The sequence below is a fragment of the Paracoccus aminovorans genome, from assembly GCF_900005615.1.
In the GTDB taxonomy this organism is placed as follows: Bacteria; Pseudomonadota; Alphaproteobacteria; order Rhodobacterales; family Rhodobacteraceae; genus Paracoccus; species Paracoccus aminovorans.
Genome location: NZ_LN832559.1, coordinates 1860099 through 1872810, shown reverse-complemented (window position 1 = coordinate 1872810; position 12712 = coordinate 1860099). Strand labels below are relative to the sequence as shown.

Annotated in this window: 10 protein-coding genes; 4 read left to right on the top strand and 6 right to left on the bottom strand. The window is 69.8% G+C overall.

Going from position 1 to position 12712, the window contains the following annotated elements; translation table 11 throughout:
- Positions 1-47 precede the first annotated feature (47 nt).
- Entirely contained in the window at positions 48-1661 is a 1614-nt protein-coding gene (gene cimA, locus JCM7685_RS09365; RefSeq protein WP_074969174.1) for a citramalate synthase, read from the top strand.
- A complete protein-coding gene (locus JCM7685_RS09360) occupies positions 1658-2539 on the top strand; it encodes a squalene/phytoene synthase family protein (RefSeq protein WP_074969106.1) in 882 nt (293 codons plus the stop codon). The genes cimA and JCM7685_RS09360 overlap by 4 nt, the downstream gene beginning before the upstream one ends.
- A 46-nt stretch (positions 2540-2585) precedes the next feature.
- Here the strand turns inward: JCM7685_RS09360 and eno are convergent, their stop codons facing one another.
- The 4 genes from eno to JCM7685_RS09340 all read right to left on the bottom strand — a co-directional run bounded on the left by eno (position 2586) and on the right by JCM7685_RS09340 (position 6541).
- Positions 2586-3863: a phosphopyruvate hydratase gene (gene eno / locus JCM7685_RS09355; protein ID WP_074969104.1), complete on the bottom strand. Its 1278-nt coding sequence runs from the start codon at positions 3861-3863 to the stop codon at positions 2586-2588.
- Positions 3864-3927: 64 nt separating this feature from the next.
- Positions 3928-4710: an endonuclease/exonuclease/phosphatase family protein gene (locus JCM7685_RS09350; RefSeq protein WP_074969102.1), complete on the bottom strand. Its 783-nt coding sequence runs from the start codon at positions 4708-4710 to the stop codon at positions 3928-3930.
- Positions 4711-4728: 18 nt separating this feature from the next.
- On the bottom strand, positions 4729-6144 hold the full coding sequence (locus tag JCM7685_RS09345) for a protein adenylyltransferase SelO (RefSeq protein WP_074969100.1): 1416 nt from the start codon (positions 6142-6144) through the stop codon (positions 4729-4731).
- 58 nt (positions 6145-6202) lie between these two features.
- Positions 6203-6541, bottom strand: a complete 339-nt coding sequence (locus JCM7685_RS09340; protein ID WP_074969098.1) for a DMT family transporter — start codon at positions 6539-6541, stop codon at positions 6203-6205.
- A gap of 120 nt (positions 6542-6661) precedes the next feature.
- On the opposite strand from JCM7685_RS09340, the gene obgE reads away from it, so the two are divergent.
- Together obgE and proB are read left to right on the top strand one after the other, a co-directional pair.
- Positions 6662-7693 carry a GTPase ObgE gene (obgE, locus tag JCM7685_RS09335; RefSeq protein ID WP_074969172.1) on the top strand — a complete coding sequence of 344 codons (1032 nt, stop codon included), beginning with the start codon at positions 6662-6664 and terminating at the stop codon, positions 7691-7693.
- A complete protein-coding gene (proB, locus tag JCM7685_RS09330; RefSeq protein ID WP_074969096.1) occupies positions 7681-8793 on the top strand; it encodes a glutamate 5-kinase in 1113 nt (370 codons plus the stop codon). The genes obgE and proB overlap by 13 nt, the downstream gene beginning before the upstream one ends.
- A 304-nt stretch (positions 8794-9097) precedes the next feature.
- Here the strand turns inward: proB and JCM7685_RS09325 are convergent, their stop codons facing one another.
- Together JCM7685_RS09325 and pepN are read right to left on the bottom strand one after the other, a co-directional pair.
- Entirely contained in the window at positions 9098-10003 is a 906-nt protein-coding gene (locus JCM7685_RS09325; protein WP_074969170.1) for a 1-acyl-sn-glycerol-3-phosphate acyltransferase, read from the bottom strand.
- 53 nt (positions 10004-10056) lie between these two features.
- Entirely contained in the window at positions 10057-12606 is a 2550-nt protein-coding gene (gene pepN / locus JCM7685_RS09320; RefSeq protein WP_074969094.1) for an aminopeptidase N, read from the bottom strand.
- Positions 12607-12712 lie beyond the last annotated feature (106 nt).

The window sequence follows — 12712 nt, the reverse complement described above, 5'->3', positions numbered from 1 at the left end:
TTCTACTCCTCCGCAAGTAGCCAGATAGTTCAGCGATGTCGGGTGCCATGAAAGACCGCCTTTACCTTTACGACACCACGCTGCGCGACGGGCAGCAGACCCAGGGCGTGCAGTTCTCGGCCGCCGAGAAGACCGAGATCGCGCATATGCTGGACCGGCTGGGCGTCGATTACATCGAGGGTGGCTGGCCCGGCGCCAATCCGACCGACAGCGATTTCTTCGCCCAGGCGCCGGCGACGCGGGCCACCATGACCGCCTTCGGCATGACCAAGCGCGCGGGCCGCTCGGCCGGGAACGACGAGGTGCTGGCCGGGGTGCTGAACGCCGGCACGCCCGCCGTCTGCCTGGTCGGCAAGACCCATCCCTTCCACGTCCGCGAGGCGCTGGGGATCACGCTGGAGGAGAATCTCGAAAACATCCGCGCCTCGGTCGCGCATCTGGTGGCGCAGGGGCGCGAGGCGCTGTTCGACGCCGAGCATTTCTTCGACGGTTTCGCCGAGGATCCGGATTATGCGACGGCCTGCCTGCGGGCGCCGCTGGAGGCCGGCGCGCGCTGGGTGGTGCTTTGCGATACCAATGGCGGTACCCTGCCGGCCGAGGTCGGGCGGATCACGGCGGCGGTGATCGCGGGGGGCATTCCGGGCGACCGGCTGGGCATCCATACCCATGACGACACCGGCAATGCGGTCGCCTGCACCCTGGCCGCGGTCGATGCCGGCGCGCGCCAGATCCAGGGCACGCTGAACGGGCTGGGCGAGCGCTGCGGTAACGCCAGCCTGACCAGCCTGATCCCGACGCTGCTGCTCAAGGAAGCCTATCGCTCGACCTTGGACATCGGCGTCGCGGGGTTGGGGGAGCTGACCCGCATCTCGCGCCGGCTGGACGAGATCCTCAATCGCGCGCCGCTGCGGGCGGCGCCCTATGTCGGCGCCTCGGCCTTTGCCCACAAGGCCGGGCTGCATGCCAGCGCCATCCTGAAGAACCCGGCGACCTATGAGCATGTCGATCCGGCCACGGTCGGCAACGAGCGCGTGATCCCGATGTCGAACCAGGCCGGGCAGTCGAACCTGCGCGCCCGTCTGGCCGAGGCCGGGATCGCGGTCGGCCGCGACGATCCGGCGCTGGCCCGCATCCTCGACCTGGTCAAGGCGCGCGAGGATGCCGGCTATGCCTATGACGGCGCCCAGGCCAGCTTCGAGCTGTTGGCGCGGGAGGAACTGGGGCGGATGCGGCATTTCTTCGATGTCGAACGCTACCGGGTCATCGTCGAGCGCCGCACCAACGCGCTCGGCCAGCGGATCTCGGTTTCCGAGGCGGTGGTGGTGGTGGGAATCGGCGGCGCGCGCATGCTGTCGGTCAGCGAAAGCATGGATGGCGAGGGGCATGACCGCGGGCCGGTCAACGCCCTGTGGCGCGCGCTGGCCAAGGACCTGGGACCCTATCAGGCGGCGATCGACGACATGCATCTGGTCGATTTCCGCGTCCGCATCACCGGCAGGGGCACCGAGGCGGCGACCCGCGTCATCATCGACAGCGCCGACGGCCAGGGCAACCGCTGGTCCACGGTCGGGGTTTCCCCCAATATCGTCGATGCCAGCTTCGAGGCGCTGGTCGATGCCATCCGCTGGAAGCTGATCCGCGACGGGGTGGTCCCGGCATGAGTCTGCAGGCCTGTGCCGAAAGCCTGCGGGCCCACGATCCCGACCGTTTCGGCATCTGCCTGCTGGTCCCGCAGGCGGCGCGGCCGAAGCTGCTGACGCTCTATGCGCTGAACCTGGAACTGGCGCGGGCGCCGTTGGCATCCAACGAGCCGCTGATCGCCGAGATGCGGCTGCAATGGTGGATCGAGCGACTGGAGGCCATCGGCAGCGGCGACCTGTCCGCGCATGAGTTGCTGGTGCCGCTGGCCGAGGCATGGGGCGCGCGGGCGGTGGATTTTGCCGTGCTGGCCGAGGCCCGCCGCCGCGACGCCGCGCGCGAAGCGCATGACGGTCCCGCCGCAGTCGCGGCCTATGTGCGGGACACGGCGGTACCGCTGGCGCTTTTCGCCGCCGAGGCCCTCGATGGGCCGAAGGCGGCGACCCTTGCCTGTGCGGCGCAGGCCGAGGCGGGAGGGGGGCTTGAAGACGTCGGCGCCGGGGGCTTCGCGCCCCCGGACCCCCGCGGGATATTTGTACACAGAAGAAGCCGGGAGCCGGTGGCGCACGTGATCGCCGCGCAGGCCGAGGGGGCGGGGCTTGCCGCCTGGCTGGCCGCGCTGCCAGTCTTGCAGGGGCTCGGCCTCGGGCTTTGGGACCCGTCCGCCTCGGCGCTGGCCGAGATCGCCGCCCATGCGCGCGGAAAGCTGGCCGAGGCAAGGGCGCAGCGCCACCATATCCCGCGCCGTCTTGCGCCGGTGCTGTTTTCCGGCGTCGGTGCAAGGGCCGCGCTGGAGGCTGCGCCCCGGGGCATCGAGGCTTTGGCCGGGGCGCAGCCTTCCGAGTTCCGCAAGCGGCTGGCGCTGACGCGCTTCGCCGTCAGCCATCGCTGGTGGATATGAAAAGGGCGGCCTTGCGGGCCGCCCCCTTGCGCCATTGCGCTGCCGCTCAGCCGCGCAGGATCGAGGTTCCGGCATAGACCGCCGAGGCGCCGAGCATTTCCTCGATGCGGATCAGCTGGTTGTATTTCGCCAGCCGGTCCGAGCGCGCGAGGCTGCCGGTCTTGATCTGGCCGCAATTCGTCGCCACGGCGAGGTCGGCGATGGTGGCGTCCTCGGTCTCGCCCGAACGGTGCGACATCACCGAGGTGTAGCGGGCGCGGTCGGCCATGCGCATGGCGTCCAGCGTCTCGGTCAGTGTGCCGATCTGGTTCACCTTCACCAGCAGCGAGTTGGCGCAGCCCTTGGCGATGCCCTCGGCCAGCCGCTCGGGGTTGGTGACGAAGAGGTCGTCGCCGACCAGCTGCACGCGGTCCCCCAGCGTGTCGGTCAGCAGCTTCCAGCCGTCCCAGTCATCCTCGGAGCAGCCGTCCTCGATCGACAGGATCGGGTAGTCGTTGCAGAGCGCCTCCAAATAGGCGACGTTTTCGGCCGGGGTCAGGGACTTGCCCTCGCCCTTCATCTCGTATTTGCCGCCCTTGAAATATTCGGTCGAGGCGCAGTCCAGCGCCAGCATGATGTCGTCGCCGGGCGCATAGCCGGCCTTCTCGATGGCCTTCAGGATGAAGTCCAGCGCGTCGCGGGCGCTCGACAGGTTCGGCGCGAAGCCGCCCTCGTCGCCGATCCCGGTCGAGAGCCCGGCCGCCGAGAGTTCCTTCTTCAGCGTGTGGAAGACTTCCGAGCCCATGCGCACGGCCTCGCGGATGTTTTCCGCGCTGACCGGCATGATCATGAATTCCTGGATGTCGATCGGGTTGTCGGCATGTTCGCCGCCGTTGATGATGTTCATCATCGGCACCGGCAGCACATGCGCGCCCGTGCCGCCGACATAGCGGTAGAGCGGCTGCGCGGTGGCCTCGGCCGCGGCCTTGGCGGCGGCCAGCGACACGCCCAGGATGGCGTTGGCGCCCAGGCGGCCCTTGTTCGGGGTGCCGTCGAGCTCGATCATCAGCCGGTCGATGCCGATCTGGTCGGTCACGTCCTCGCCCAGCAGGTTCTCGGCGATCTCGCCGTTGACCGCGTTCACCGCTTCCAGGACGCCCTTGCCCATGTAGCGCGCCTTGTCGCCGTCGCGCTTTTCCACCGCCTCATGCGCGCCGGTCGAGGCGCCCGAGGGCACCGCCGCGCGGCCCATGGTGCCGTCCTCCAGCGTCACGTCGACCTCGACCGTCGGGTTGCCGCGGCTGTCCAGAATCTCGCGCGCGAAAATATCGATGATGGCCGTCATGTTTCCGTCCCTATCGTGATATGATTGGCGGTTGTTTAGCCGAGCGGGCCGCGCCGGGAAAGCATCATTCTTTTCCGGCCGGATCGCCGCCGTCCGGGATGCGCGAGGTGATGCGGGCGGGCTGGTAGCCGCGCGGCACCTCTTCCTGCGCGTCCACCGCCAGGTCGGCCCAGACCGGCAGGTGATCCGAGGCCTGCCGCGCCATCTCGCTGTCCAGTACACCGCAATCCAGCACGTCGATGCTGCGCGACAGCGCGAAACGGTCGTAGCGCAATCGCGGGAACGGCGCGGGCCAGCTGGGGCCGGGGGCGATGACGCGCAGCGGCTCCAGCGCCTCGAGGCCGCGGGAATCGTGCCACTCGTTGAAATCCCCGGTCAGCACCAGCCGGTCGTGGCCGATGCGCCGGGCCTGGGCGATGATCCGCGACAGCTGCGCCCGGCGCGACGAGCGGATCAGCCCCAGGTGCAGCGCCACCACGGTCAGGCCGGGCAGGCGCAGCACCAGCGCGCCGCGCGGCTCGATCCCGGGCAGCGGCAGGCGGCGGATCTGCGCCTTGTCGCGCAGTTCCGGCCGCAGCAGGATGGTCTGGCCGTGCCAGCCGAGCGAGTTTTCCCCGGTGCCCAGGAACGGCGCCGGCACCATGCCGGTGGTCTTTTCGATCAGCGCGCGGGGCAGGGCCTCGGGCCGGGCACCGAAGCGGAAGTCCACTTCTTGCAGGGCGACCACGTCGGCGCCCAGTTCGGCGATGACGGCGAGATTGCGCTCGGGGGCATGCGGGCCGGTCATGCCGCGGCACTTGTGCAGGTTGTAGCTGGCCAGTCTCAACGGGTCGGGGCTGTTCTGCATGGGGCCTTTCGTTGCTGCTCAGGTGCCGCAGAAGGTGCGGCGGACGATCTCCTGGGGTTCGGGGGCCAGCGCAAAGGGCTCCCATTCCGGCTGGTCCTCGAAGGGCGCGCGCAGCGCCGCGTCCAGCGCGTGGAAGGGCGCGTAATCGCCTTCGCGCCCGGCGGCGATGACCGCCTCGATCCGGTGATTGCGGGGGATGCGGCGGGGATTGGCCCGCGCCATGACCTGCGCGCTGTCGGGCAGGCCGGCGATGCGCGCCTGCCATTCGCCGGCCCAGGCGTCGAAGGTCTCGGGCGCCGCGAATTCGTCGCGGGCGCGGCCGTCCGCCAGCCCGGCGAAGACCCGGGTGAAATCGGCTTCCTCGGCGGCCATCAGCGTCAGCAGCCGCTCGATCAGCGCCCGGTCCTCGGGTCGGGGTTCGGCGATGCCCAGCTTGGCGGCGAAGCGCTTCAGCCATTCGGCCTGATAGAGGCCGGGGAAGCTGTGGACGATCTGCGTCGCCCGTTCGATGGCGGCATCGTCGTTGCCCATCAGCGGCACCAGGCAGCTGGCAAGCTGCGCCAGGTTCCAGACCGCGATGTTCGGCTGTTCCTGCCAGGCATAGCGGCCATGGGCATCGATCGAGGAGAACACCTTGTCCGGCCGGTATCCGTCCATGAAGGCGCAGGGGCCGTAATCGATGGTCTCACCCGAGACCGACATGTTGTCGGTGTTCATCACCCCATGGATGAAGCCCAGGCCCATCCAGCCGGCGATGGTCGCCGCCTGCCGCTCGACCACGCCTTGCAGCAGGTCCGCCGCCCCGGATGCGCCGGGATAATGCCGGGCGATGACGTGGTCGGCCAGCAACTGCAACCGGTCGCGGTCGCCGCGGGCGGCATAGAACTCGAAGGTGCCGACGCGTATATGGCTGGCGGCGACGCGGGTCAGCACCGCGCCGGGCAGCAGGGTTTCGCGGATCACCGTTTCGCCGGTGGCGACGGCGGCCAACGCCCGGGTGGTCGGGATGCCGAAGGCGGCCATGAATTCGCTGACCAGGTATTCGCGCAGCACCGGCCCCAGCCAGGCCCGGCCGTCGCCCCGGCGCGAGAAGGGGGTCGGCCCGGCGCCCTTCAGCTGGATGTCGAAGCGCGCGCCGTCCGGGGCGACGATCTCGCCCAGCAGCACCGCGCGGCCGTCGCCCAGCTGCGGCACGAAACCGCCGAACTGGTGGCCGGCATAGGCCTGGGCGATGGGCTCGGCCCCCTCGGGCAGGGCGTTGCCGGCCAGCATGGCGACGCCCTCGGGCCCGGCGAGCCAGTCGGGGTCGAGGCCGAGCAGCCCGGCCAGCGGCCGGTTCAGCGCCACCAGCTGGGGATCGCGCACCGGCGTCGGCCGGGTGCGGGTGAAGAAACCTTCGGGCAGTCGGGCATAGCTGTTGTCGAAGCGGATCATCGCGGCCCTCCCTTCGGATATTATCTAGCCGCGTTTGCCGAAATGTTAAGGGCGGCGTTCAATGCGAGACGCTGTTCGAGAACAGGTTGACCACGACGACGCCCCCCACGATCATGCCGAGCCCGATCACCGCGGGCAGGTCCAGCCTCTGGCCGAAGGCCAGAAGCCCGATCAGCGACACCAGTACGATGCCGAGCCCGCTCCAGATCGCATAGGCGATGCCCAGCGGCATGGCGCGCAGCGCCAGCGACAGGAAATAGAAGGATGCCGCGTAGCACAGCCCCATCAGCAGCGTCGGCAGGAACCGGGTGAACTGCTCGCTGCGCTGCAGGAAGGTGGTGCCGATCACTTCCAGGGTGATGGCGGTGAAAAGCGTCGCATAGGTCAGGGTCGGCATGGCGGCTCCGTCGAATCTGGCCCAATCTACGCCGGCCGGAGCCCGAAAGTCACGCGGGGAACTTGAACCGGGTCGGTCAAGGGCGTATCCCACGGCTCTGCCAATGCAAGGATGCCGCCCGTGAAATTCCTCGATCTCGCCAAGGTCTATGTCCGCTCGGGCGGCGGGGGCGCCGGCTGCGTGTCCTTCCGCCGCGAGAAATTCATCGAATACGGCGGCCCCGACGGCGGCGACGGCGGCCGCGGCGGCGATGTCTGGGCCGAGGCGGTGGGCGGGCTGAACACCCTGATCGACTTCCGCTTCCAGCAGCATTTCTTCGCGAAATCCGGCCAGCACGGCATGGGCGCGCAGCGCACCGGCGCCTCGGGCGAGGACATCGTGCTGCGCGTCCCCGTCGGCACAGAGATCCTGGACGAGGATCAGGAAACCGTGATCGCCGACCTGACCGAACCCGGCCAGCGGGTGCTGCTGGCCAAGGGCGGCAACGGCGGCTTCGGCAACCTGCATTTCAAAAGCTCGACCAACCGCGCGCCGCGCCACGCCAACCCTGGCCAGCCGGGGATCGAGCGCACGCTGTGGCTGCGCCTGAAGCTGATCGCCGATGCCGGTCTGCTGGGCCTGCCGAACGCTGGGAAGTCGACCTTTCTTGCCGCGGTCTCGAACGCCCGACCCAAGATCGCCGACTATCCCTTCACCACGCTGCATCCGAACCTGGGCGTGGTGCTGGTCGACGGGCATGAATTCGTCATGGCCGACATCCCCGGCCTGATCGAGGGCGCGAGCGAGGGCAGGGGCTTGGGCGACCAGTTCCTGGGCCATGTCGAACGCTCCCGGGTGCTTCTGCACCTGGTCGACGGCACCTCCGAGGACGTGGCGGGCGATGCGCAGACCATCCTGGCCGAACTCGCGGCCTATTCGCCGGCCCTGGCCGAAAAGCCGCGGGTGACGGCGCTGAACAAGATCGACGCCATCGACCCCGAGGAGCTGGACGAGAAGCGCGCCGCGCTGGAGGCCGGAATCGGCGGGCCGGTGCTGCTGATGTCCGGCGTCTCGGGCATGGGGGTGACCGAGGTGCTGCGCGCGCTCTGGGCGCAGATCGCGCCCTCGCGCCAGATCGGCGGCGAAGCGGACGATGCGCCGTGGCGGCCGTGATCCCGGATCTGGCGCGGGCGCAGCGGCTGGTGGTCAAGATCGGCTCGGCGCTGCTGGTGGATGCCCAGGGGCTGCGGGTCGAATGGCTGCGCGCGCTTTGCGACGACGTGGCCGAGGCCCGGGCGCGGGGCACCGACGTGGTGCTGGTGTCCTCGGGCGCCATCGCGCTGGGTCGACTGGTGCTGGAACTGCCGCCGGGACCCCTGCGCGTCGAACAGTCGCAGGCGGCGGCGGCGGTCGGCCAGATCCGGCTGGCCCGCGCCTATGAAGAGGCCCTGGCGCCGCATGGGGTCAAGACCGCGCAGCTGCTCTTGACCCTGGACGACAGCACCGACCGGCGCCGCTACCTGAACAGCCGGGCGACGATGCAGACGCTGTTGTCGCTGGGCGCGGTGCCGATCGTGAACGAAAACGACACCGTCGCCACCGACGAGATCCGCTTCGGCGACAACGACCGGCTGGCGGCGCAGATCGCGGTCACCTGCGGCGCGGACCAATTGCTGCTGCTGTCCGACGTGGACGGGCTTTATTCCGCCAATCCCAAGACCGACGCCTCGGCCCGCCACCTGCCGGTGGTCGACCAGATCACCCCCGAGATCGAGGCCATGGGCGGCGACCCGATTTCGGGCCTGTCGAAAGGCGGCATGAAGACCAAGCTGATGGCGGCGCGCACCGCGGTCGCGGGCGGCTGCGCCATGGCCATCGCCGAGGGCTCGGTGGCAAACCCGCTTTCGGCCGTGGCCAAGGGTGCGCGGGTGACCTGGTTCCTGCCCGACACCGATCCGCAGGCGGCGCGCAAGCGCTGGATCGCGGCGATGAAGCCCAAGGGCGAGATCACCGTTGACGCCGGCGCCGCCCGGGCGCTGGGGCAGGGCAAGTCGCTGCTGCCGGCCGGCGTGACCGCGGTCGCGGGCCGCTTCGGCCGCGGCGATCCGGTGGTGGTGCTGGATCAGGGCGGCGCGCGGCTGGCCTCGGGGCTGGTGCGCTATGCCTCGACCGAGGCCCGCGCCATCGCCGGTCACCGCAGCGACGAGATCGAGGCGATCCTGGGCTATCCCGGCCGGGCCGCGCTGATCCACCGCGACGACATGGTGGTCTGAAAGGCCCCGGCTTCGGCTTACCCGCAGGCGTCGCGTCGCGCCCGGCACAAGACATCCATGCTGGACAAGGCTGCCGACGCCGACGCGCTCGTCCTGGACCTTGGGCGGCGTTCCCCTTGCCGAGAAAGCAGCTGCCCGAGTCCGAGTGGCAGGCGAGAGCCCGGCACGGGGATCGAGCAGGGTCAGCGCATCTGGATCCACATTAACCGCATGGCACGACGTGGGTATTCGGAAATGGCTGGCGTGCGGGCTCCGTACCGCCTTCATCGAGTATGAACCGCCGCTGCAGCGCTGAGCGGGCGGTTCACTCGATCGGCCAGGGACAGGCCAGGCCGCGGCGGTGCTGCGACAGGCCGCGGATATGGGACATGCGCACGGCACCGGGGCCGGGCGGCGGCAGCGTCAGGACCGCGTCGCGCAAAAGGGCGATGCCGTCTTCGCTGCGGCTGGGCAGCGAAGGCGCCGGGATCGGGGCGCCGATGGTGACGCCGAAGGGCTGGCCGGCCTTGTTCAGCACCTCGTTGAACAGGGTCACGTCGCGCAGGCTGGGGTGGATCGCGTCGAGCAGGTAGAACAGCGCCGAATTCCGCGCCCGAATCCGCAGCGGGATGATCGGGGCGTCGAATTTCTTCGCGATCATCGCCGCGCTGGCCATCCAGGGCCTTTCCTGCAGCGTCAGCCCCTGGCGCTTGGCCAGCCGGCCCGAGGGAAAGATCAGCCCGATGCGGCCGCGTTCCAGCGCGGCGCGGGTATAGTCCATGGTCGCGCGGGTCTTGGCATGGCTGCGCTTTTCCACCCGCCATTCCACCGGCGCGATCAGGCTGTCGAATTGCGGCAGGATGCGCAGGATGTCGTGGTTGGCATAGACGAACAGGTCGTCGCGCACCGCCGCGATCACCGCGTTCAGCACGATGCCGTCGGCGATGCCGGTCGGGTGGTTCGAGACGATCAGCGCCGGGCCGGTGGCCGGGATATGTTCAAGCCCCTCGACCCGCAGGTCGCGCAGGATCAGCGCGGCGATGCGGCGCATGATCTCGTCCGTCGGCAGGTCGCGGTATTCGGCGGCAAGCTCCAGCGTGCGCGGATAGCGCAGCAGCCACATCAGCGCCTGGCGCGCCAGCGTGTGATGCCGCCGTCCCGAAAAAAGCCAGGGCGCCCGCTCGGCGATCAGCGGATCCAGACGGCGTCTCATGTCCTCGCGGGCATCCATGGCGGCAGTATTGCCGTGCGCCTCGGACGCCCGCAAGCCCGCTTCGCTGCCGCTCATGCCAGACCGGCAAGGATGCGCGTAACCATCTCTCGGGTGTTGCGCGACAGCCCCTGCAGCGCCGCGATCCGCTGCAGCGCGGCGCGGGCATGGGCCCGGCGGCCGGCGTCGTAGCGCGGCATGGTCTCGAAGGCGGTGGTCATGCGCGCCGTGGTCTGCGGGTTGACCGGGTCGAGCCGCATCAGCCATTCCGCGACGAAATCGTAGCCCGAGCCGTCGGCGGCGTGGAAGGCGGCATGGTTCGCGGCCAGGCCGCCGATCAGGGCACGGAAGCGGTTGGGGTTCTTCCAGTCGAAATCCGGCCGGGCGGCCAGGTCCCGGGCCCGCGCGACGGCGCGGTCGGGCGCGGCGCGCAGCGGCTGGACCATGAACCATTTGTCCATCACCAGCCGGTTCTCGCCGAAGCGTTGCGCGAAATCGGCCAGGGCCCGCGTGTCGCGGCCGGCGGCGATCAGACATTCCAGCGCGCCCTGGCGCTCGGTCATGTTGCCGGCGGCATCGAACAGCGCCTCGGCCCGCGCGCCGGCGTCGAGGCGGTTCAGCAGTGCCAGGCAGGCCAGCCGCAGGCTGCGCCGTCCCGAGCCCTCGGCATCGGGGCGATAGGGGCCGGGGTCCGCCATGGCGTCGCAGAGCCGGGCCAGCGCCGGCTCATGCGCCGCGGCGATGTCGCGGGCCAGCGCCTCGCGCCCGGCGTGGATCGCGTCCGGATCGGGGATCTCGCCCTGCGCAGCGAGGGTGGTGGCGATCTCTTCCTCGCCCGGCAGCGACAGGCAGAGCGCGGCGAAGGCCGGGTCGGTCTCGGCGTCGTCCAGCACCCCGGCGATGGCGCGGCCGAATTCGGCGCCGGCCTCGGTGCCCCGGGCGCGGCCGACCAGCGCATCCAGCGCCAGGTCGTGGCCGGCCTGCCAGCGCGCGCAGGCGTCGGTGTCATGCGCCAGCAGCAGCGCCTGCTGGTCCACGCCGATCTCGCGCGCAACCGTCACCGGCGCCGAGAAGCCGCGCAGCAGCGAGACCACCGGTCGTGCGCCCAGGCCCTGGAAGCGGAAGCTCTGCTCGGCTTCGGTCATCTCCAGCACCGTGGTCGGCAGCACCTCGTCGCCGTTGGGGCCGATCAGTCCCAGCGCGATGGGGATCACCCGCGGCGGCTTCTCGGGCTGGCCGGGGGTGGGCGCCGTCTCTTGCCGGAAGGTCAGGGTCAGCGTGCCGTCGCGCCAGTCCTCGGCCATGGTCAGCCGCGGGGTGCCGGCGTCGGTATACCAGCGCTTGAACTGGGTCAGGTCGCGGCCGGAGGTATCCTCGAAGACCTTGATCCAGTCCTCGATGGTGCAGGCCTGGCCGTCGTGGCGGTCGAAATAGAGGTCGAGCGTCTTGCGATAGAGATCGTCGCCGACCAGCCGCTTGAGCATGCCGATGACCTCGGCGCCCTTTTCATAGACCGTGGCGGTGTAGAAGTTGTTGATCTCCTGATAGCTGTCGGGGCGCGGCGGATGCGCCAGCGGTCCCGCATCCTCGCGGAACTGGCGCGCGCGCAGGGTCTGCACGTCCTGGATGCGTTTCACCGCCGCCGAGCGCATGGCGCCGGTGAACTGCTGGTCGCGGAACACCGTCAGCCCCTCTTTCAGGCTCAGCTGGAACCAGTCGCGGCAGGTGATGCGGTTGCCGGTCCAGTTGTGGAAATATTCGTGGCCGATCACGCCCTCGATGCGTTCATAGTCGCCGTCGGTCGCGGTTTCCGCGGTGGCGAGGACCAGCTTGGAGTTGAAGATGTTCAGCCCCTTGTTCTCCATTGCGCCCATGTTGAAATCGTCCACGGCGACGATGTTGAACACGTCGAGATCGTATTCGCGCCCATAGGCCTGTTCGTCCCAGCGCATGGCGCGGACCAGCGATTCCAACGCATAGCCCGCGCGCGGCTCGTCCCCCGGCCGGACCCAGACGTTCAGCGCCACGCTGCGGCCCGAAAGGGTGGTGAACCGGTCCGAGATCGCGCGCAGGTCGCCCGCGACCAGTGCGAACAGATAGGCGGGCTTCGGCCAGGGATCGTGCCAGACCGCCTCGCCCGGGCCCGCCGCGACCGGGTTGCCGTTCGACAACAGCACCGGCTGGTCCGAGCGGATGGCGACCTCGAACGGCGCCATCACGTCCGGACGGTCGGGATACCAGGTGATGTGGCGAAAGCCCTCGGCCTCGCATTGGGTGCAGAACATGCCGCCGGAGAGATACAGCCCTTCGAGCGCGGTATTCGCCTCGGGGTCGATCTCGACCTCGGCGGCGAAGGTGAAGCGTTCGGGCAGGTCGGCGGCGGGGATCACCAGCTGGCCGCCCTCGGCCGGCAGCAGGCCCAGGTCCAGCGGCTGGTCGTCTATGGCCAGGGACAGCGTCTTCAGCCCGGCGCCGTCCAGTGCCAGATCGCCCGGCCCGATGCGCTGGAATTCGATCCGCGACCGCACCCGGGTGGCGCGCGGGGCAAGGTCGAATTCCAGCCGCGTCCGTGCGATCCGGAAGGGATAGGGACGCCAGTCGGCGAGATATTGCGTGACGGTCATGCCGGGCGCCTTTCCGCAGGTGAAAAATCGCATGCGCGGGGGAACTTGTGCGAAACCCAAGTGTTAGTCCCGGAATCGCCGGGTCGCAAGCCGGGGCCTGCCCGCC

Bases quoted from the DNA above. Each gene is read 5' to 3' on its own strand.
- cimA (WP_074969174.1), top strand. From the start codon at position 48: ATGAAAGACCGCCTTTACCTTTACGACACCACGCTGCGCGACGGGCAG.
- JCM7685_RS09360 (WP_074969106.1), top strand. From the start codon at position 1,658: ATGAGTCTGCAGGCCTGTGCCGAAAGCCTGCGGGCCCACGATCCCGAC.
- eno (WP_074969104.1), bottom strand. From the start codon at position 3,863: ATGACGGCCATCATCGATATTTTCGCGCGCGAGATTCTGGACAGCCGC.
- JCM7685_RS09350 (WP_074969102.1), bottom strand. From the start codon at position 4,710: ATGCAGAACAGCCCCGACCCGTTGAGACTGGCCAGCTACAACCTGCAC.
- JCM7685_RS09345 (WP_074969100.1), bottom strand. From the start codon at position 6,144: ATGATCCGCTTCGACAACAGCTATGCCCGACTGCCCGAAGGTTTCTTC.
- JCM7685_RS09340 (WP_074969098.1), bottom strand. From the start codon at position 6,541: ATGCCGACCCTGACCTATGCGACGCTTTTCACCGCCATCACCCTGGAA.
- JCM7685_RS09325 (WP_074969170.1), bottom strand. From the start codon at position 10,003: ATGGATGCCCGCGAGGACATGAGACGCCGTCTGGATCCGCTGATCGCC.
- pepN (WP_074969094.1), bottom strand. From the start codon at position 12,606: ATGACCGTCACGCAATATCTCGCCGACTGGCGTCCCTATCCCTTCCGG.